Origin of the sequence: Gardnerella sp. DNF01144, assembly GCF_049244245.1 — a bacterium.
In the GTDB taxonomy this organism is placed as follows: domain Bacteria; phylum Actinomycetota; class Actinomycetes; order Actinomycetales; family Bifidobacteriaceae; genus Bifidobacterium; species Bifidobacterium piotii.
In genome coordinates this window covers 1,381,979-1,403,483 of the sequence record NZ_CP058390.1, presented here as the reverse complement: position 1 = coordinate 1,403,483, position 21,505 = coordinate 1,381,979, and the positions used below count along the sequence as shown (strand labels likewise).

The following is a 21,505-nucleotide window of genomic DNA, read 5'->3' as shown; positions in this document are numbered from 1 at the left end:
ATGGGTTGCATCAAATAAGGTAGAGATTCGAGATTTTTCGCAGCGAATGAGGTGAGCCTCAGCGCCGAAGGTGGTGACTCGCCGAGAGAGCAAGAAAAATCGAGAATCTCGGCGATGAAATATACGCAAAAATTCTAGGTATCCAGAAGGTTTGATGTATTTCTCTACGAGCAATAAATAGCGCCATACTGAGGCCTTGTAATATCAACGTTCATAAGACCCCCGTAAAGGAGCGCGTCACTTGCGAGGAGAGAAATACTCAAACCTCGCGCAACGTTAAGTAGGAAGTAGCGCGCTCTAAGCGAAAAGGTATGTCGTCGCGCAGAATACAGAAAACCCCCGCGCACCCACCAGAGGCCACTTACCCTTGCTGCATTCCTGCCCTGGGGGGATTGGGTGACGTAGTGCCACGCGGAGGCTCTACCTATATTACACGATTCTGTATAAAAGTCGAGCGCAAGCCAAGCGCGTGCCGAGCGCAAGTCGCAAGCAACCGACGAAAAGCCAAGCGAATGCCGAAATCAAATCGCAAGTAACCGCGCCATTAGACACGCCGCTAAGCGCGCCACACGCTTTTACCGCTCTTCTTTGCATCCTCAACATCTGCATTAAGCTGCGATTCGTCTGCCTCAACATCTCCATTAATATAGCGCTCAACAAGCTCGCGCGCCTCGCCATCTTCGTGCTGAACAGCTGGCGACTTCATAAAGTAAGAGCTAGGAGCCAAAATAGGGCCCGAAAGCTTGCGATCCAGCGCAATCTTCGCCGCGCGCACAGCGTCTATAACAATGCCTGCAGAATTAGGCGAATCCCACACCTCAAGCTTGTACTCCAAGCTAAGCGGAACATCGCCAAAAGTGGTGCCCTCCAAGCGCACAAACGCAAACTTGCGGTCGTCAAGCCAAGCAACATAATCCGAAGGGCCAATGTGCACGTTGTGGTCATCCATATCGTGCGGAACAATCGAAGTAACCGCGCGCGTCTTAGAAATCTTCTTCGACTCAAGCCTAGAGCGCTGCAACATGTTCATAAAATCCATGTTTCCGCCAACATTAAGCTGGTAAGTGCGGTCCAAACGCACTCCTCTATCTTCAAAAAGTCGCGCCATAACTCGGTGCGTAATCGTAGCTCCAACCTGGCTTTTAATATCGTCGCCAATAATCGGAACGCCTGCATCGCGGAATTTTTGCGCCCAAACTGGGTCGGAAGCAATAAAAACAGGAAGGCAATTTACAAACGCGCATCCAGCTTCCATAGCCGCCGTAGCATACGCCTTATCTGCCTGCTCGGAGCCAACTGGCAAGTAAGAAACAAGCACGTCTACGTGCAAATCGCGCAAAACCGCTGCAACATTTACAGACTCTTCCTTAGACTCCTCAATCATTTGCTTGTAGTAGTCACCCAAGCCATCGTAAGTAGGGCCGCGCTGCACTGTAACACCAAGATTAGGCACGTCTGCAAAGCGAATCGTGTTGTTTTGAGAAGCATAAATCGCCTCGCTTAAGTCATGACCAACTTTTAAAGCGTCAACATCGAAAGCAGCTACAAACTCAATGTCTCGCACGCGATATTGCCCAAAAACAGCATGCATTAATCCTGGAATTTTATCGCCATCATTGGCATTCTTGTAGTATTCAACGCCCTGAACTAACGACGAAGCACAATTGCCAACACCGGCAATGGCAACGCGGATACTCATATAAACTCCTTAACAAAAATCATCGGCACAAAAACGCCGCACTAATACACTTTTATAATACTAGCTTTTACAAATATTACATACGATATTAAGTATGATTAAAATTCTGCGTTATGTATGATTAAAATATGATTAAAGTTCCGCGTTATGTATGATTAAAGTTCCTCGCCAAGCGCTAACTTGGATTATATGGTTGCAAATAGTTATAGACGAAATTCGCACTCTTCTAGCACAAGGCGCACCGTAAGAAGCGCGGGCGCTGGCGATGCTGCTGGCAACGGCGCAGGCAACAGAACAAGCGCAAAAAACGGCGGAAGAAACAGCGCAAGCGCAAGGCGACCATACAATCAACCATACAATCGCAGAAGCCACAGAAGAATCCAAAAAAACTTTAGAACAAAACACCCGATTCTATTTTGGGCACTAATCGTAGTTTTTACGCCAATAATCCTTGGAATTCTAACGGTTGCGTGGATGTACGTAACAACAGACATTCCGCAGCCAGACAAAATCGCAATGGCGGATAAAACAAAGGTTTACTACGCGGACGGAAAAACGGAAATCGGCAGCTTTGCAGAGCAAAATCGCGAAATCATAAACTGCTCTGTTCTAAAACCGTATGTTGGAAACGCAATAATCGCAAGCGAAAACAGGTCATTCTACAAAGACGGCGGAATCGATCTTAAGGGAATTGGGCGCGCAATAATCCACAACGTAACGTCTAAAGGCAGATGGGGCGGCTCTACGATTACGCAACAATACGCGGAACGCTACTATCTTGGTGAAACAAAAACGTATTTAGGAAAGCTGCACGAGGCCATTCTTGCGCTAAAAATCGCGCAAACACAAGACAAAAACACCGTTCTATGCAATTACATGAACACGATTTATCTGGGCCGCGGAGCGTACGGAATCCAGGCGGCAGCAAAAGCGTACTTTGGCGTGGAAGCGAAGGATCTTACGCTATCTCAAGCGGCAATGCTGGCTGGAATAATCCCTGCGCCAAGCAGCTGGGACCCTGCAATCATGCCTAAAGAGGCGAATATTCGATTCAAGCGCGTGCTAAGAATCATGCTTAAAGACAAGTACATTACAAGCGAAGAATACAAAAACGCAAAAATGCCGCAAACCATTAATCAAACCAAGCAAAACATGTACGCGGGGCCGCAAGGATACCTTTTGCAAATGGTTCGCAGCGAGCTTACAAGCGGCGGCGCGTTTACAAAAGAAGACCTAGACACAGGCGGATACCGCATTATTACAACAATCGACAAAACTAAGCAAGATTTAATGTTTAACGTTGCAAGCCCGACAGCTGGCGCGCGCGGAATTACGCCGCAAGGAGTGCAAACGGGCGCAATGAGCGTAAATCCTAAAGATGGGTCGATTATATCTGTGTACGCGGGCGACGACTACCTTTCTAAGCCGCTAAATAACGCCACTCAAGCGCTTTACGAGCCTGGAAGTACCATGAAGCCATTTGCGCTGATTGGCGCGATTCAGGCTGGAACAAACCTAAACACGCTGTTTAATGGAAATACTGGGCTAAAGTTTAAGGGAATCGACAAGCCGGTAAACAACTTTGCAAACACAAATTGGGGAATAATCAACCTTTATAAAGCAACAGCAAACTCTGTAAACACGCCATTTATGGCTTTGCAAGAAAAGCTGGGGCAAAAAGGCGTGGCAAATACGGCTGTTCTGGCTGGGCTAAATGCGCAGCGCGTTAACGGAAAGAATCCGTTTACGGTTCTTGGAAACGACCCTGTGCATATTAGCGAGATTGCGCGCGCGTATTCCACGATTGCAAACCAGGGGCGCAGGCCAGATTTGCACATTGTTTCTAGCGTTAAGAACCCAGACGGCAAAGAGTTTTATAGGGCGCCGACCGTTGGAAAGCAGGTGTTTGCTGCGGCAGACATGGCGCTTGCTATTAAGGCCATGCAAGGCGTTGTGCAATACGGCACTTCGCCAGAAGTTAGGGGCGTTGGAAAGCCGATTGCTGGAAAGTCGGGAACCGCTAACGATGCTTCGGCGTGTAGTTTTGTTGGATTTACGCCAAGTGTTTTGACCGTGTTTGCTATTTGGCACCCAGATGCGCAAGGAAATCCTTTGCCTGTGCCAACTTTCCGCGGGTACCCTGGTGGAATTGGGTATTCTGCGCATTTGTTTACGCGATACATGCGTGCGGCGCTGGCTGGAACGGCGGCGGAAAAGTTCCCAGAGGCTAAAGATAACGGCAAAATTGGCGGCGTTGACGGCACTTGGGGGCTTGGCGGAAGCAAGCGCGACTTTGCGGACGACGATAGCGAAGTTGCGGATAGCGAAAATAAGGAAGATAGTTCGAGTAGCAAAGATAAGGATAAAGCTAAAGATAAAGCTAAAGATAAAGCAGATAGTGCAAGTGGCGAAAATGGCGCGAGTAGTGAAGATGGCGCGAATGGTTCTGGCGCGAATGGTAACAACGGCTCGGCTGGCGGCGGCACTACTGTAGGCGGCGGAAGCGCTGGCGATGGGTCTGGCGCAGCATCATCTTCTGGAAGCGGCGGATCTAACCAAACGCAAAGTGGCGGCGGCGATTAAGCTGTATTTTCCCGAGAATGTACGTAAATTGGGTCAAATATGGTACAAAGTGCGGAAGTTTTTCCGCTTTTTGTACGTAATTTAGGCCAAATATGGTACAAAATCGGGAAAATCCGTATTAGTTACCGCGCAATGCGATCAATAATGTAGCGCTCAAGCGCTTGCGGCGTAAGGTCTTTGTAGCCGTCTAAGTCTGCAAACTGCGGCCCGCCGCTAACGTCTAAGTTAGAATACGCTCTTTGCGCAAGAGTGGTCGCCCCCGAAGCCGCTGCCGACTTTAGCCCTGCAAACGAATCCTCAATCGCAATGCAATACTTCATGTTTTGCGCGCTAATGCCAAGCAGCCTACCTGCAGCCAAATACGGCTCGGGGCTTGGCTTTGTAGCATACCCATCGTCTCCGCAAACAAAACCAGCAAACGCACCTTTAGGCGCATGGTTCACAATGTTTTCAACAAGTCGCCTTGGCGAATTGCTCACTAAAATCGAAGGGATTTTTGCGTCGGCAAGCTTTTGCAAAAGATCCAAAACGTCTGGCACCCATGGAACTTCCGCGCTTTCGCGCTCGGCAACATAGTCCACCATTGCGTTGCCAATCTCTTCAACGCCCATCTTTGTTCCGCGCGCAATCATAGCTTCGGCAACGTCTTTTAGAGAGCCGCCCGAGTATTGCCATGCAAGCTCTTCGCTCCACTCGCCGCCGTGTTTCTTTGCGATTTGGATTTCGGACTCGTGCCAATACGGCTCTGAGTCGATTAGCGTGCCGTCCATATCCCAAAAAACTGCTGCCAACTTGCGATTTGTGGCGTTTTGCGCTGCTGTTGTGTTTAATGCCATTAATACCCTTTATTTTGTAGCTTTTAGCTTTACATACGCAATATTTATAATATTTACATTTACATTTATATTTAAGCATTTGACTAGTATTTAGAAAAATCTAAACTAATGTTTATATAGGCACTTGTTAGCGTAATCGCTATAGACCAAACGCGCGCCACAAAACAATCGACCTATCGTCTTCTAAATCATTGCTCGCATAATCATTATATTGCGAATCGCCATTATTGTCTCTTGCATAAGACGACGTCAACTCGCGCTGAGGCACGCGAATATCTCGGCGCCAATCCTTTGCGCGCTGCGAGCGCTGAACCTCTACAATGTTCCCGTCTGCACTCGCTGCAAAAATGTTTCGCTCCGCACTCGCCGCCTCGTCAACTAAGCGCCTCACTTGCCTTTTAAGCTGGCGATTTTCTTCTTGAAGCTCCAAAATCCGCATAATCCCAGCAAGATTCACGCCGTTTTCTTGGCTCAGCTTTTGCGTTTGCACAAGCCTATCTATGTCTCTAAGCGAGTATCTTCTGGCTCCGCCTTCTGTGCGCTGCGGCATAATCAAACGCAATCTATCGTACTGCCTAAGCGTTTGCGGATGCGTGTCGGTTAGGTTGGCTACGTGACTCACGGTAAAAATCGGCATGTCGATTTTAAAGCCCACTTCGTCCGCGCCGTCAAGCGTTGCATTTCCGCGCACTAGCGCCACTGCACACATCTCATACAGCGCCCTAATTTGGCGATCCAACCTAGCCATGACTTTCCTTTCTACACGCAAACGCTAAGCAAATCTGCGACTCTTAAACGTAAACGCTAAGCGCATCTGAATATCATCTGCATCTATTCGCGCAAATCCTTAACTTCTTGCTCGTAATCTGCGCCACACGCCTTTTCAAACTCTTTTGCAGCATGTTTTACCGCCATTCCAGGCTTTTTTGGAACGTGTATTTGCGCAATTCCAACAAACGCGCCATTTTTGCCTGGCACGCCTTCGCCTTCTACGCGTATTCTGCTGCCGCCCGAAGTTCCAGATGGCACCTTAAACACAATCGGCTCGCCATCTACGTTTTTAAGCGTGACTTTTGCTCCGTGCACAGCTTCACTTAAAGTGAGCGGCAAAGTGGCCACCAAATCGCATCCTTCAATCGAGAATTGCTCCGACTTTTCCACTTGCACTTGCAAATACATGTCTCCAGAAGCGCCGCCAAACTTTCCTGGCTTGCCTTTTGACTTTAGGCGTATTTTTTGCCCGTTTTTTACGCCTGCAGGAATGTGAGTTTTGAACGATTCTCCGCCCGATCGAAGCGAAACTGTAGCGCCTTTAAACGCCTGCTTAAACGTTAGTTTTATAGACGTTGTAATGTCTTCACCACGTTCAGGCGTGTTTTGCGTAGCAGCTTGACCAGATTGGGCGTACTGCTCGTAATCTGCTCCGCCAAATCCTGCTTGCGATGCGCCCGCACCGCCAGTAAACATGGAGAATATGTTTCCCATATCTGGACCCGCGCCGCTTGTGGAGAATCGCACTCGTGAGCCGCCGCCCATTGGCGATCCGCCAAACATTGATGAGAAAATGTCGCTGAATCCGCTTGCGTCGAATCCACCTGCGCCCGCGCCGCCAGCGAATCTTGCTCCGCCTGCGCCGAATTGGCGAATCGCATCGTAGCGAGCGCGCATCTGCTTATCTTTCAAAACGTCGTACGCTTCGGATACGTCTTTGAATTTTTCTTCTGCTTCTTTAGTTTTGTTTAAGTCTGGGTGATATTTTCTAGCGAGTTTTCTGTACGCTTTTGTGATTGTGTCTTCGTCAGCATCTTTAGAGACGCCGAGAACCTTGTAAAAATCTTTGGCTAGCCATTCATTCTCAGCCATTTAAGCTCCTTTTTCTTTGAGCCACTGGCATTTACTAAACAACTTATATCTATAGCTTGTATCTAAATAACCTACTCGCGCTAGCTGCTTAGAATCTAAACCGCCAACACGAGTAGGCATGGGACTTGCATAAGTAAACATTTGATGAAATGCGCGAGCTAAACAATCCAAACAAGCGCTGACATTAGCGATGTTTCACGCATTGTTTCACACTGTTTTACGCTGCGCACACTACTACTCATTGCTTGGAGACGCCACTACGACTCTTGCAGCGCGAATCACTCTATCTCCAATCCTGTAGCCCGATTCCACAACAACATCAACCGTTTCCTTCGTAGCATTCGCATCTGGCTTGTGTAGAATCGCATCGTGCTTTGTTGGGTCAAAGTCTTCGCCCTTTTCGCCAAACTTTTCTACACCAAACTTTTCAAACGCCTTGTCTAATTTTGCGGCCACAGCCTTGAACGAATCGTCCATTGCGCCGTGTTCGCGAATCCTATCAATGTCGTCTAAAGCTGGCAATAAAGCCGTAAGCACGTCTGTTATTCCATGCTGCCTAAATCGGTCTTGCTCTTTGGCTGCGCGGTTACGGAAGTTGATGAACTCAGCTCGCTCGCGTTGCAACGCTTCCAAATAATCCGCCGCCTCTTTTTTGGCTTTGCCAAGAGGTGTTAAGGAATCGTCTTCTTCGCTGCTTTGAGCGTCTACAGAATTGTCATTTTCTTGAGATTTACGCGCGTTGGATTCATCTGCGGTTGCTTGCGACTTTTCCGCGTCGGCGGCTGCGCTAGCGGCCGCATCGGTGTTAGCAGCAGCGTGCTTTGCTTCATGAGTTTCCTCATGCTCCGCAACACCATCAGCCGCAACACCATCCGCCGCAGCGCTATCCGCTGCACGCGAATCGTCAGAATCCGACGGCACATCTTCCAATCCGCTCAAGTAGTCGTTGGCGTTAAACTCGGACATTACTTGTTGTCCTTATCGTCCTTGTCGTCGTCCACCACTTCGGCGTCAACCACGTCGTCATCTTTAGAGGCACCTGCATTTGCATCAGATGCAGCACCAGCACCAGCCTGAGCACCTGCAGCACCTGCAGCGCCAGCCGCACCCTGCTGAGCGTAAAGCTGCTGACCAATCTTTTGCGCAGACGTCATAAGCTCGCTTTGCGCACTCTTAATCTTCTCAACGTCATCACCCTTCAAAGCTTCCTTCAAAGCATTCACCTTTTCGGTAACTTCCTTAGAGATTTCGTCGGAAAGCTTATCCTTATTGTCGTTCACAAGCTTTTCAGTCTGGTAAGCAAAGGATTCTGCCTGGTTGCGAGTATCCGCTTCTTCCTTGCGCTTCTTATCTTCCGCTTCGTGAGCTTCCGCCTCTTTAACCATGCGGTCAATCTCGTCCTTTGGCAAACCAGAACCGCCCGTAATCGTCATGGACTGTTCCTTGCCTGTGCCCTTATCTTTAGCAGAAACGTGCACAATGCCGTTAGCATCAATGTCGAAAGTCACTTCAATCTGAGGAACGCCACGAGGAGCTGGAGCAATACCCGTCAGCTCAAAAGTGCCAAGAGGCTTGTTATCGCGCGCAAACTCGCGTTCGCCCTGGTATACCTGAATCAACACGGATGGCTGATTGTCCTCTGCAGTAGAGAACACCTCAGATCGCTTAGTTGGAATTGCGGTATTACGCTCAATAAGCTTCGTCATAATTCCACCCTTGGTTTCAATGCCCAAAGAAAGTGGAGTTACGTCAATAAGCAGAACGTCTTTACGGTCTCCCTTAATAACGCCCGACTGCACGGCTGCGCCAACAGCCACAACCTCATCTGGATTCACGGACTGGTTAGCTTCCTTACCGCCCGTAAGTTCCTTTACAAGCTCCTTGACGGCTGGCATACGAGTAGAACCACCAACAAGCACCACGTGATCAATCTGGCTTACGGAGATGCCAGCGTCGGAAAGCACGTTGTTAAATGGCGTACGGCAGCGACCGAGCAAGTCGGAAGTCATCTCCTCAAAGTGAGCGCGAGTCAAAGTCTCATCCAAATGCACTGGAGTGCCGTCTGGAGTCATTGCCAAGTACTGCATAGAAATTGATGTGGAAGTAGAAGAGCTAAGCTCCTTCTTTGCCTGCTCAGCAGCTTCCTTCAAGCGCTGCAAAGCAATCTTATCTTTGCTCAAATCAACGCCGTACTTGTTCTTAACTTCGCCAACAAGCCAGTCAATAATCTTCTGATCCCAGTCATCGCCACCCAAGTGGTTATCTCCATTAGTGGCCTGTACCTGGATTGTGGAGAAGCCGTCGTCATCCTTACCAATCTCAAGAAGCGACACATCGAAAGTACCGCCACCCAAGTCGAACACCAAAATGCGCTCGTCTTCCTTGCCTTTTTCGAGGCCATAAGCCAAAGCTGCAGCAGTTGGTTCGTTAATAATACGCAGCACGTTCAAGCCTGCAATCTTACCTGCATCCTTAGTTGCCTGACGCTGAGCATCGTTGAAGTATGCTGGGCATGTAATAACGGCATCGGTTACTGGCTCACCAAGGTAGGCTTCTGCATCGCGCTTCAACTTCATTAAAACCTGAGCAGAAATCTCTTGCGGAGTCCACTTCTTGCCATCAATCTCAACAGACCAATCCGTACCCATGTGGCGCTTTACGGAGCTAATCGTGCGGTCAACGTTTGTTACAGCCTGACGCTTAGCGACTTCGCCAACCAAGATTTCTCCCGACTTGCTGAAAGCCACCACGGACGGTGTTGTACGCGCACCTTCTGCGTTAACAATAACTGTTGGGCTGCCGCCTTCAAGCGTTGCAATGCAGGAGTTCGTTGTTCCTAAATCAATACCTACTGCGCGTCCCATAATATCTCCTAGCTATCTTATCTATGTACCTTTTAATCTATGTACTCAAATTCTTGGCAGCCAGCCTTGCGACTAGCCGCTTTTTCTTTTTACAAAACTTGAGTCTAACACACTCAAGTTATTAAAGTCAAGCATTTTTGTGTGCGTTTCGCAAAAACTTAATACTCCCTCACTCAACTTTTAACCTATTTATATAAATTACGCAGAGTACGGTAGAGATTCGAGATTTTTCTCCGCTAGCGAGGCGAGCCTCAGCGTCGCTAGATGGTGACTCGCCGAGAGAGCAAGAAAAATCGAGAATCTCGGCGATGAAAATCACGCAAAAGTTCTAGATATCCAGAAGGTTTGATGTATTTCTCTACGAGCAATAAAAGAGGAGCGTAGCGACGGGACTTGCGAGGAGAGAAATACTCAAACCTCGCGCAATACCAAATAGGAGATATCGCTCGCGCGTTACAGCGCGCTCACGTCTTCGCCGCACGTAAAGTCCACTGGACTTTACGTTTGAGCGGCTCAGCGCTCCGAATTGCCTTTTCGCGCTACGCTTTAAGCGAAAAGGCAGGTCGGAGCGCAAGCCATTTTGTGCTATATCAGTTATTAGCTATCGAATATCAGCTATCAGCCAGCTACTTGCTAGCGTGCTTACGGCGCTTAGCAGACACTCCAAGTCCCGCCAGCCCAACAAACACAGCAGCGAACGCGCTTAACGTTGCGGAATCAACGCCAGTTTGCACTCCCATGTTTCCGCGCAAGTTGCTGCCCTTGTTTGCCTTTGCTGCATTAAGCGCAGCACGAGCCGCACGAAGTCGCATAGTCGCAGCTTCAACCTGCTCCTGTGTAGCATTCGGGTCAGCGAGCACGCGGCGAGCGTTTTCTAGAGCATCATTAAACTCCTTGATCACGCTTGCGTCTACAAGCGCGCCCTTAGAACCCTTAGCGCCATTCGCCGCGCCAGCAGCGCCCGCGCCATTGGCAACGTCCGCAAGCGCGCCATTCACTTCGGCATGCAACATAGACTTATCAACCGCGTTCGCAGCGTTCGCATTCGCATTCGCGTTGTTTGCGCCTGTGCTGCCACCATCGGAATCGTCATCACTACCCGAACCAAGCGAGTTGTAGAAGTCAATTATCCTCTGCTTTATAGCTTGCAACTTTCTGAGCGCTTCATCAACCTGAGCCTGGGTAGCGTTTGGATCCGCGAGCACAGCATTTGCTTCGTTCAGCGCCTTGTTGTACTCAGCTATATCCTTGCCATCTGCAATCAAGAACGGAATCGACTTACGGAACTCAGGGTCATTGCCCTTTTCTTGGTAGAGCTTGTTCTTATCCGTCTTGTGCTTGCTTGTAATGTCATCCTTAGCTTGCTTAAGCTTCTTCAAAGCATCGTCAACCTGCGCCTGAGTTGCGTTCTTATCGCCAAGAACCTTGTTCGCTTCGTCGAGCGCCTTCTTGTACGCGTCTGCCTCTGGGCTTCCTGCAGCGTTCTGGAATTCTGGCGTCTTTGCAAAGTCGCCATCTTTACCAGCCTCAGTGTTCAAATCAGTCTTATTAGTCTTGTAGCCGTCAGTAATCTTCTGCTTGGCGGCTTGCAAGGCGTCTAGAGCGTCGTCAAGCTGCTTTTGAGTTGGCGAAGTTTCTCCTTGCTTTGGCTTGCCAGTTTTACGATCAAACTTGTCAAGCAGAGCCTTGGCATCGGCAAGAGCCTTCTTGTAGGCCGCCATGTCGGTATTATCCTTACCGTCTGCATCCTTCTTAGCATCAGCGTTCTTGAACTCTGGAGTATCATCAAACAAGCCATCGCGCGTATCGTTGTCGCCATCCTTTGACAGGTCAACTTCTTCTTGCAAGTCGTGTGGATTGGTCTTGTAGTTAGCAAGAATCTTGTCCTTGATTTCCTTAAGAGCCTTCTGAGCCTCGTCAACTTCTTGCTGAGTTGGAATTTGTGTTCCAGCTGGGATATCAGCTTTCGGGTTACCATCATCGTCGAACAACGCAAGAAGATCATTAGCTTTCTTTAGAGCAGCTTGGTACGTTTGTACGTCCTCAATGTCCTTTTTGCTATCACCCTTCTTAGCAAGCGCATTCTTGTACTCAGTAGAGTTTTCGAACTTGTCTGCTTCTGGCGTTTCCCCACCGTCGTCCTTAAGCTCTTTCGTTTCTTTCTTAAGAGCGCCAACTTTGGTCGTAAAGGCATCTTTGATAGCGTTCTTGGCTTCTTGCAAAGTCTTAAGAGCAGCGTCTACCTGCGCTTGTGTTGGCTTTTTATCTGGATCGGCGTTGGGGTCGGTGCTATTTACCTGAGCAATCAAGTCTTGAGCAGCTTTCAGCTTGTCGGCATATGCTTTGAGCTTTACGGTTGCGGAGTTAGTGCCAGCTGTAGCAGCATCTTCCGTCTTCGCCTTTTCAAGCGCGTTCTTGTACGGAACCGACGCTTCAAACGGAGGAACAACCGGGTTGCCATCTTGATCCTTATCGCCAACCTCGTTAGAAAGCAACTTGACATCAGTCTTGTAATTTTCGGTGACTTTGTTCATAGCATCTTGCAAAGTCTTAAGCGCTGCATCGACCTGCGCCTGAGTTGGGATTCTGCCTCCCGTATTTGGATTGCCATTCTCATCGAACTTATCGAGAATTTCCTTGGCTTTCTTCAGAGCGCTGTCGTTAGTGTTCTCATCGAGAGCATCAACATCAGCCTTAGCCGCGTTCTTCTTTTCTTGTTCTGCATTCTGATCATCTTTAAGCGCCGCAGCATTCTTATACTCAGGCGTTTTCTTAAAGTCGCCAGCTGCAAATTCCTTCACACCCTTAAGCGCGGTCACATTGGTCTTGTAGTTGTCGGCGATCTGCTTCTTGGCCGCTTTAAGAGCGTCAAGCGCCTCGTTAATCTGTTGTTGCGTTGGACGCTCGCTGTTCTTCTTGCCCTGCTCCGTAGCAGCTTTTACAAGGTCACGAGCTTTCTTAAGAGCTTCCTTGTAGGCTTTAACATCCGCCTTGGCGTCTTCGCCCTGCTCGGCGTCGGCGTTCTTGAACTCTGGAGAGTCCTCAAACTTGCCAGCTGCACTAGCGCCTGCAGTGTCTGCCTGTGACTTCTCAGCTTCTGTGTTCAAAGCAGTTGTATCTGTCTTGTACGTACCCAGCTTGGTGCGTGCATCATCGAGCTTCTTAAGCGCGTCGTTAATCTGCTTCTGCGTTGGCTGAGCATCCAAAGGTGTTTTGCTGTTAGGATCTGCTTTCTTGAGCAAGTCCTGAGCATCAACTAATGCCTTGTCATACGCCTTTTTGGCGTCCGCGGCCTTCTTGTTCTTATCCGTATCAGGAACAAGCTTGCCGTCCTGCTCCTTCATGAAGTGAGGATCAGACGCATTGCGATACGCATCAGATGTAACAGTACCTTCGGTAGCCGCAGTCTCGCCCTGCTTCTCTTTACCGTGTGCAGCAACACTCTTTTCGAGCTTGGTGGTATCGGTGTTGTAAGCATCAAGAGCCTTACGCGCCTTATCAAGTTTATCCTTAGCGTCGTTGATGTCCTTCTGCGTAGCGTTAGGATTGTTCAACAAATCCTTAGCTTCATTAAGAGCTTGACCATAATCACCGGCAGCCTTACGCGCAGCAGTATTCTTATCAGAATCAGCATTACCGTCATCACCTAAATACTTGTGCACAGACGCGTTCTTAAACGCTGGGCTTGGATGCGTGGTTGCGTCCTCGTTAATCGACTTAATCAACTCGTCGGTCTTAGTCTTAAACTTATCCAGCGCCTTGCGTGCTTTATTAAAGTCTGCAAGTGCGTCGGTTACATCTTTATTAAGAGGTTGACCTTGAGCATGACTTTGAATGCCATCAAGATAATTTGCAGATGAAGTATCTCCATCTGCATCTGGAACCTTATCAGCCGGAATCTCTTGACCGTCTTTTTGATCTTTGGGCATCTGGTTGTCAAATGCTTGGTGGATCTTTGCCATAGCTTTTGTATATGCTTCAACAGCCTTTTTAGCTGCTTCTACCTGTGCTTGCTCCTCAGGCGCAGGATTTTGTTTATCTGCAAGAGCTTTTGCATTCTTATATGCTGGGCTTGCAGTAATAGCCACATCACTCAAAATAGCAACAGAGAGTTTACTTGTGTCAGTTGCATAGCTATTAATAACTGCTCGTGCTTGTTCAAGCATAGTTTTTGCAGCATTGATTTCTTGCTGTGTTGGATGCTGAGCTGGATCAGCATTTTTGAACTTGGCCTGCAACTGCTTTGCTGCGTGATACGCATCGTTATATGTCTTAAAGTCTTTTGCAGCCTGTTGAGCTTTTTCTGCAAGAGCAGGATCTTTGCTTTGCGACAAGTTAAATGCGTTGAAGTACGCTGGCAGTAAGTACCCCGTAAAGTTATCGGCAAGTGTTTTAACCAAATCGCTTGCGTCGCTTTGCAATTTGTGAAGGTTTTCTTCTGCTGTTTTAAGCTGAGACAGCGCTTCGTTTACCTGCTGTTGTGTAGCGTCCTTGTTATTAAGGACTTCTTTTGCTTTTGCCAGAGCTTGATCATACTTATCCGCGTATTGCTTTGCCTCTTCTTTATCTACACCTTGTGGGAACTTGGTGTTAGTGTCAGCAAAGTAGTTTGGATCCTTTCCGTTCTTGTAGAATACACTCTTTTGATCGTCTGCATCGCCATTGTGATCGCGGCTTGTTTGAAGCTGTGCTTCAAGCAGGCTTTTGTTGGTTGCCTTAGCATCAAGTGCCTTCTTAGCAGCCTCAAGCGTAGCAATTGCCTCATTAACCTCTTTTTGTGAAGCAGCGGGATCTTTAGCCAAGCGCATAGCTTCCTCTAACGCATTATCGTATGCTTCACGCTCTTCATCAGTTGCATTCTTATACGTTGGGTCGGCATTTGCTAATTTTTGTTCGGGGGTAAGCTTGTTAAGCGTGTCATCAGTATACGTAAACACATGACCATGCTCAGCAAGCGCAGCGTTAAGCTTGTCTTTATTAGTGCTAAATTCGTTAAGCGCTTGACGAGCTTTATCCAGATTAGCCTTAGCATCGTCAACAGCCTTTTGAGTAGCATTATCATCAGCTGTTACAGTCTTGGCTTTCTCGAGTGCTTCATCATAAGCTTTTTTAGCAGCCTTAGCTTTCTCATTCTTGGTAGTATCAGGCTTGCCATCGTCTGTCTTAAAGTCAGGATCGCTTACGTTCTTGAACTGATTCGTTGCTTGCGTAAGCGTTGCAGGATTGTTGCCTTCAGCAGCTTTACCATTGGCTTCAATCGAAGAGTTCAAACCGTCTTTGTTGGTGTCAGGGCCATCAAGTTCGGCGCGCGCCTTATTAAGCGTAATCGTCGCGTTGTCGATATCAGCCTTCTGCTGCTCGTTAAGCTTCGACTCGTCGATATTCTTTACAGACTCGTACAGCTTATTAGCAGCATCAAGAGCTTTTTCGTACGCCTCTTTCTTATCCTTAGACGCGTTGTAGTACTTAGAATCAGTTGGAGTCTTCTTGTCAGCAGCAAGCTGGTGACCCTCAATCGACGTCTGCAAATCGCTCGTCTTGTGATTCGTTTGCGGCACAAAGATAACGTTAATTGCCTTAGGCGTGTTGTTAGGATTCTTTTGATACGGATCTGTATATATGCCACGATAATATGTCAGAGCATACGGTGCAACAAACAAGCGCGTCTTAAAAACTTTGTTCTGCTTAGCAGCAACGGTTACAGAACCAGCCTCTGTATCCCAGGTATATTTTCCAGCGATTGATTGGTCATTACCCAAGTTAACATCTGAGTTAGCAACTTGTGGATTGCCTATCCAATACGCGCCATTCATCATACCAAGGGTCAGCTCGGTAGTAGGTTCACCATTTTTATCAATTGCATAATTCATATGAGATTTACGCGCCTTGCCGCCCGTACCTTCGTGATCGAGCGCTTCACCACCCACAAGCGGACGCAAACCTGTTTTCTCATCCTTAGGCGTGGCTTTGATAAGTTTCACAATCTCAGGAGCGGTAAACGCTTGAGCTTTGGTTGGGTCATAACGATAGATGAGTGTAGTGTGTTTATCATCACTCCACGAGAAGCCCTCATCGCTATCGCGACCATCGAGCTTATTCTTTACCAGTTCAACCTTATAATCAGTACGAATATCGGGAAGACGCGTGAGTTTATCTTTGGTTATGTCCGATGTAAACTCTGCAAGTGCTTTATCAGTCTTAATGGTTACACTAATATTATTTTCTTGTAAACCATTTGAACGACCTTTATTAGCATCGCCTGCGCCAGTAAGGTCACTTGTAATGTAGGAAAGCGTAATTTGCTTTTCGTAATCTGTTGCGCTTAAACCTAATTTTGGATTATCTTTATTTGCTTCATAAATAGACTTTTTAATACGGGCAAGTTCTGCTTGTGAATATCCCAAAGGATTAGCCACATAGGTTGCTTTATCGCCTGTTGGAACTACATACTCATCTGTTTTAAGTCTTTTAATAACTAAATCTTTAAGAGCTATCACAGGTGCGTCTTTTGCGTCTACACCATCAAAGTTAATAACAACTTCGCCCTTATCGTTAAAAGTAACTTTATCCTGCGTAACGTTATTGAGTTTAGCTAGTTTCTTGCAGATTTCATCTTTGATATCTTGCGAGATTTGAGCAGGATCAACTTCATCTACCACAGGTTTTTCGATACGCGTGTCATAGCGCGCAACCGTAAGTGGAATAGCCTCAGACTTGTAGCCCAAATCAGAGATAAGGTGCGTATTGAGTGTTTGAGCACCAGTTTTATAGGTGGTTACTTTGGCACCTTGTGCAGAGGTTACCGTATTAATGCTATTTACTTGATTAGTGTCATAAGCCTGATTATCGGTAATAAGAATCTTTTTCTCAGGGTCATCAGGCGTATTCGTAACCTTATTCGTGTTTTCGTTACGCACACCAACCTTCGCGGCCGTGCTTGCAGCTGCGATTTGCTTACTAACTGACTTATTACCAGTAGCTTCGGTAGGAGCATCAAGAGCTTCTTTAAGCTTTTCTTGAATTTTGCTCCCTTCAAGCTTTTGATCATACCTTAAAACAATTGAGCCAGCTGTTTTAGGCGGAACAAGTGTTGCAGCACGCGCAACATTCGTCTTATACAGCAAGACTTCCTGCCCGTCAGCACCTTTTCCATACACATAAATGCAACGGTTTGCAGCATATTTTTCAGCTGCCATATCGGCGTTGCTATACAACTTAGTCATAGTAAGCTTAGCTGAGCCATCAGCATTTGGAGTAAATTCGTACGTACCAGAGTATGGCTTGTGCGCATTTGCATCATCAGAATAATACTCAAGAAATCCCATTGACGTGTTACTAATAGAATTAGTATCAGATGGGAAAATAGCTACCTTGCTAATTTTGTAATCACCGTCTGGCTTTGCAAACTTAAATGTAACGGATTGATTCTGTCCTTTTTCAATGTACACATTGTCAGACTTGCCCCATGCATACATGTTAGGAATCGTGTCTTTTGTTTCTTTTGAAAGTGTTATCTCACTGTTAACTTTTGGAGCTGGCGCAGGGGTAGCTGCGCGATCCTTATTTGCTTCATAATTAACTGCGCTACCCTGATTTGCTGCATAACCAGCTGCGCGAGATTCTCCCTGAGGTACTGTGCTTGCAAGAGTGCTCGCTGGGTTTTCTGCAGGAGTGTTATCAGGTGCTGGAGTGCTATCTGTAGTCTTCTTATTAGCCTCATCAACCTGCTTATTAGGATCATCCTTCTTATCAGTTAAATCCTGCGCATTTGCAGACGTAGAAGTATCAACAGGCGTAGAAGTAGCATCCGCCGCCATTGCAGGAGTTGCGCCAAAAGCAATCGCAGCGCCAGCAATCACGCCAGCAGCTCCAGCCGAAAGAGCGGCCACTTTGCGCATATCAACAGCCTTTGCAACACCATTGTTGGCTGCAGAATCAAATGCATTCTTTGCAATCTTGTTGGCGTGCTTACCAGATTTTGTAGTCATTTTCCTCTTCTTTCTATTAGAACAAATAGTCAAAAAGTTTTGAACACTCTAACCACGAGCGACAAAAAGTCATAAGCCCTAAAAGTAGTTATTTAATTTTCAATAGCGTGCAACTATAAATGAGCAGCAATCTTTAACAAGTCATTATAACATTTAGAGAATATTTTTAACACTACATAAACAAATGTTTATAGCTTTTGGGGATGCATACCCCCCCCCCCAGGCCTTTTATTTCAAGGGTTTTTGCGAGATATTTTTTTAGAAAACACTTGCAATTTTAACACGCCAGACGCCATTTTTAGCTTAATTATCTAAACATTTGTATATAAGACAACTCACACTTTTAACCCTCTGCAGCGCGCTTATGAATTCGCCGCAAGCATCAACTTTTTCCGCATTTTGTACGTAATTTAGGTCAAATTTGGTACAAAGTGCGGAAGTTTTCTCCGCTTTTTGTACGTGATTTAGGCCAAATATGGTACAAAGTGCGGAGGGTTTTTCCCGAGTTTGTACGTGTTTTAGGTCAAAAATGGTACAAAATACGGAGTTGTTTTCCGCTTTTTGTACCATTTTTGGTCAAATTTGGTACAAAAAGCGGAAAATCGTTCGAGCGTCAAAGCTCAGTTAAAGCTCAATCAAAGCGCGCTGCGAAGTAAAATCTCCTCAAGTGCGCGCTTAACCGAGTCAGGCAGCGTGCACTTCCATTGCGCCCACTTAGCAACCTCTGGGTGCTGCGGCGCATGCGCGTTAGTCAAGTCAACGCTTTGCTGATGTCGCTCAAAATCGCTCTCGCTAGTGTACTCAAGTGCGCAAAGCTCACTTATAGCACTCGCGCTACCACCAGCCTGGCGAATCGCGTCAAAAGCAATCTCCTTGCCGCGGTATGGCACTTGCGCTTGTAAAAGCAACCTGTAGCAATCGCCAATCTTAGGGTCTTGCGCAATGCACAGTCCGCCATCAACAATCACGCGCACGCAATCGCCAACAGGCACATTGCGCACAGAAACAGTAAGACTTAAGTCGCCCTCTTCGCCTTCGTATGAAACTTCTACAGACTTAGATTCAAGCTGATTTTCCCCAACAAAAACGCGAACGCGCGAAAAGTCTGGGCAAGCAACGCCTCTAAACACTACGCTCCAATCGCGCTTAGAAGGCAGCGAAGAAACGGCACTAGCGCATCCTTTTGCTGCATCAATCACAAACTGTGTAGATCCATTGCCATCTCGCCAAATCAACTCCATGCGCGTATCGGCAGTTTTCCCAGCGCACGCGTCTTCAAAGCGGCCATTATCTTCACGCATAACAAACTCGCCGCAATCCCCTGGGAATGCAAGAATGCGCAAAGATCGCGGATTTTCAACGCTATTAACATGCGCCGCAGCCTGCTCGCTACTTGCACAATCCGCTTCACTCGGCAAAACTTGCATTGGCACAATAGCCCCAGCGCGCGCAAACGCTGGCACGCGGTCGATTCCTCGCCAAACCTCAAATCTGCGACCCGCACCGCCGCGCGAAACGTAGCGCCTTCCGTCAAAGAAATCGTACCAATCGCCTTCTGGAAGCCAAACGGCAGTGCACCCGCGCTCAACTTGCGCGCACCCCTTGCTAACGATTGGCGCAACAACAAGCTGGCTGCCAAAACGGTACTCGTTCGGCATCTCGTACGCTGCAAGCGTTTCTGGCGATTGCCAATACATTGGCTCTACAATTGGCCTGCCGCAAACCGCCGCACGATAGTTCATCGTATACAAATAAGGCAGCAATTGCGCGCGAAGTCGCAACATTTTAACCATCGCATTTCGCGTCTCGGCAGGGAAATTCCACGGCTCCTTGCCAGCAAACGGCGAGCAGCTGGAGTGCAGGCGATTAATCGGGCTAAACGCGCCGAACGCATACCAGCGCGCCTCCAGCTCATCGCATCGCACGCCAAGCATGTGGCCGCCAATATCGTGACTCCACCAGCCGTAGCCAATGTTGGAGGCCGTAGAAGTAAAGTAAGTTTGAAAAGCCAGCGAATCCCACGTTGTTACGCTATCTCCCGAAAATCCCACTGGGTAGCGGTGCGAGCCAGGCCCCGCGTAGCGCGAGAACGTAAGCGGCCACGCGCCGCCGCGCCCCGAATCCTGGTAGTGCACGTGGTTAAGCATCCAAAGCGGATCCAAGCCAGCCTGCTTTGTAACTCCGCCCTGCTGCCAGTCAATCCACCAGAACCCAACGCCCTCGTTCTCCATGCGCCGATGCATGTTTAGGTATGCTCGCAAAAAGCGCGGATTTGTAAGGTCAAACTCAACTGCCTTGCCGCTTGCAGGGTCAATTCCCATATCGCGCGCAACTTGCGCATAGTCTTCTTCAAACGCGCGCACGCCGTCTCGCGGATGCAAATTAAGCGTTACGGCAAGCCCTTCGCTGGCAAGTCGGCGCAAAAACGCGCGATGATCTGGGAACAAATCGCGATTCCACGTGTAGCCAGTCCATCCCGAACCATACTTTGGGTCCACATCCGTTACGTGCCAATCCATGTCGATTACGGCAGTAGAAAACGGTATGCCTTCGCGCTTAAATCGGCTCATCAGCTGCAAATATTCGTCTTGACTGTACCTGTAGTACCTGCTCCACCAGTTGCTTAGCGCGAATCGCGGAAGAAGCGGCTGCGCGCCCGTAAGCTTGTAAAAGTCGCGAATTGCGCCTATATAGTTGTGACCGTAGCCAAAGAAGTATAAGTCTTTAGAGCTGTCGCCCAACACGCCGCCATCTGCCTTTGCGCGCGGCTCCACCCATGCCCCGTATGGGTTTTCTTTTCCATCAACAGCAGCCGCGTACGCGATTTGTGCCGAGCGCGAATCGTCTAACACGGCCCACCCATCGCGAGATATTACGCCCATTCCAAGCTTTACAGCACCATCCGCCTCGTCCACTGTTCGCGCCGTGCCGAGCAAATTGCCGTGGCATTCGTCGCCGTAATGCCATGTGTTGAATTGCGAGCCTGGCACTCCGCGCACAACAATGCTCAAGCCCTCTTTGCTAAACGGCTGCTGGTTGTACGAAATCAACAGTTTTTCGGTTTCGACTTCTATCCAGCCATTTTCTAAGTTTTTTACACTATATTCTGGATTAGAAGATTTTGGATTAGAAGCGCGCGATGCCTCATCTTCGGTTGCTTGCGACTTTTCCGCGGCAAACTGCGTGCCAGCCTCGAAGTTTCGTCTTACAACTGTTTGCGTAGGCGCGTCTACAAAGTCGCCGTTTTCGCTCCATTCAAGGCGCACAAGCGAATCCGTGATTAACGTGATGCGCCAATTTTTGCCGCTTATAACCTGCGACTCTTTTGCTTTAGACAGCGGATTTTTAGCGTAATCGTAAAAAATGTGCTCGTCTTGAACGCCGTGCGATTCTTGCGCGTCTTGTGGATTCAAAGTCATCTTGTGCCTCTTTGCTTTGCTTTGTTACTGCTTTGCTGCATTGCTATTTTACGTTGCGTTGCTTTGCTGCATTAATTACGTTGCTGCGTTGCATCTTCCAAAATCATACAGCAAACGTTTGCATTTACAAAACGATACGCGCCGCGCAAAAGTCGGAAGCTTCCGCGCCGTAAAAATTACGCCACTCTTCTAAAGACTAAATAAAAAATTAAAACATATATATAGGGACTAAAAACTAAAGACTTAAAGCCAA

Annotated in this window: 9 protein-coding genes and 1 other RNA gene; 1 reads left to right on the top strand and 9 read right to left on the bottom strand. The window is 47.9% G+C overall.

What is annotated here, in order from left to right; all coding sequences use genetic code 11:
• Positions 1–327: 327 nt before the first annotated feature.
• An RNA gene (ffs, locus tag HXT36_RS05760) (signal recognition particle sRNA small type) lies at positions 328–424 on the bottom strand.
• 132 nt (positions 425–556) lie between these two features.
• Entirely contained in the window at positions 557–1,699 is a 1,143-nt protein-coding gene (locus HXT36_RS05755) for an inositol-3-phosphate synthase (protein ID WP_421778745.1), read from the bottom strand.
• A gap of 189 nt (positions 1,700–1,888) precedes the next feature.
• Between HXT36_RS05755 and HXT36_RS05750 the strand changes: the two genes are divergently transcribed.
• Complete coding sequence (locus HXT36_RS05750; protein WP_421778744.1) at positions 1,889–4,282, top strand: transglycosylase domain-containing protein; 2,394 nt, start codon at positions 1,889–1,891, stop codon at positions 4,280–4,282.
• Between the two features lie 122 nt (positions 4,283–4,404).
• On the opposite strand, the gene HXT36_RS05745 is transcribed toward HXT36_RS05750, so the two are convergent.
• The 7 genes from HXT36_RS05745 to HXT36_RS05715 all read right to left on the bottom strand — a co-directional run bounded on the left by HXT36_RS05745 (position 4,405) and on the right by HXT36_RS05715 (position 21,252).
• Positions 4,405–5,118, bottom strand: a complete 714-nt coding sequence (locus tag HXT36_RS05745) for an HAD family hydrolase (protein ID WP_421778743.1) — start codon at positions 5,116–5,118, stop codon at positions 4,405–4,407.
• A gap of 139 nt (positions 5,119–5,257) precedes the next feature.
• Complete coding sequence (locus tag HXT36_RS05740; RefSeq protein WP_016789920.1) at positions 5,258–5,866, bottom strand: heat shock protein transcriptional repressor HspR; 609 nt, start codon at positions 5,864–5,866, stop codon at positions 5,258–5,260.
• An 83-nt stretch (positions 5,867–5,949) separates the two neighbouring features.
• Positions 5,950–6,981: a DnaJ C-terminal domain-containing protein gene (locus HXT36_RS05735; protein ID WP_421778742.1), complete on the bottom strand. Its 1,032-nt coding sequence runs from the start codon at positions 6,979–6,981 to the stop codon at positions 5,950–5,952.
• Positions 6,982–7,215: 234 nt separating this feature from the next.
• Positions 7,216–7,947 (bottom strand): nucleotide exchange factor GrpE, encoded by a 732-nt coding sequence (gene grpE, locus HXT36_RS05730; RefSeq protein WP_421778741.1) that lies wholly within the window; start codon positions 7,945–7,947, stop codon positions 7,216–7,218.
• Positions 7,947–9,845: a molecular chaperone DnaK gene (gene dnaK, locus HXT36_RS05725; protein WP_421778740.1), complete on the bottom strand. Its 1,899-nt coding sequence runs from the start codon at positions 9,843–9,845 to the stop codon at positions 7,947–7,949. Before dnaK ends, grpE begins: the two co-directional genes overlap by 1 nt.
• 626 nt (positions 9,846–10,471) lie before the next feature.
• Entirely contained in the window at positions 10,472–17,833 is a 7,362-nt protein-coding gene (locus HXT36_RS05720; RefSeq protein WP_421778739.1) for a peptidase, read from the bottom strand.
• Positions 17,834–18,468: 635 nt separating this feature from the next.
• A complete protein-coding gene (locus HXT36_RS05715) occupies positions 18,469–21,252 on the bottom strand; it encodes a TIM-barrel domain-containing protein (RefSeq protein ID WP_421778738.1) in 2,784 nt (927 codons plus the stop codon).
• Between the last annotated feature and the right edge of the window lie 253 nt (positions 21,253–21,505).

Bases quoted from the DNA above. Each gene is read 5' to 3' on its own strand.
- HXT36_RS05755 (WP_421778745.1), bottom strand. From the start codon at position 1,699: ATGAGTATCCGCGTTGCCATTGCCGGTGTTGGCAATTGTGCTTCGTCG.
- HXT36_RS05750 (WP_421778744.1), top strand. From the start codon at position 1,889: ATGGTTGCAAATAGTTATAGACGAAATTCGCACTCTTCTAGCACAAGG.
- HXT36_RS05745 (WP_421778743.1), bottom strand. From the start codon at position 5,118: ATGGCATTAAACACAACAGCAGCGCAAAACGCCACAAATCGCAAGTTG.
- HXT36_RS05740 (WP_016789920.1), bottom strand. From the start codon at position 5,866: ATGGCTAGGTTGGATCGCCAAATTAGGGCGCTGTATGAGATGTGTGCA.
- HXT36_RS05735 (WP_421778742.1), bottom strand. From the start codon at position 6,981: ATGGCTGAGAATGAATGGCTAGCCAAAGATTTTTACAAGGTTCTCGGC.
- grpE (WP_421778741.1), bottom strand. From the start codon at position 7,947: ATGTCCGAGTTTAACGCCAACGACTACTTGAGCGGATTGGAAGATGTG.
- dnaK (WP_421778740.1), bottom strand. From the start codon at position 9,845: ATGGGACGCGCAGTAGGTATTGATTTAGGAACAACGAACTCCTGCATT.
- HXT36_RS05720 (WP_421778739.1), bottom strand. From the start codon at position 17,833: ATGACTACAAAATCTGGTAAGCACGCCAACAAGATTGCAAAGAATGCA.
- HXT36_RS05715 (WP_421778738.1), bottom strand. From the start codon at position 21,252: ATGACTTTGAATCCACAAGACGCGCAAGAATCGCACGGCGTTCAAGAC.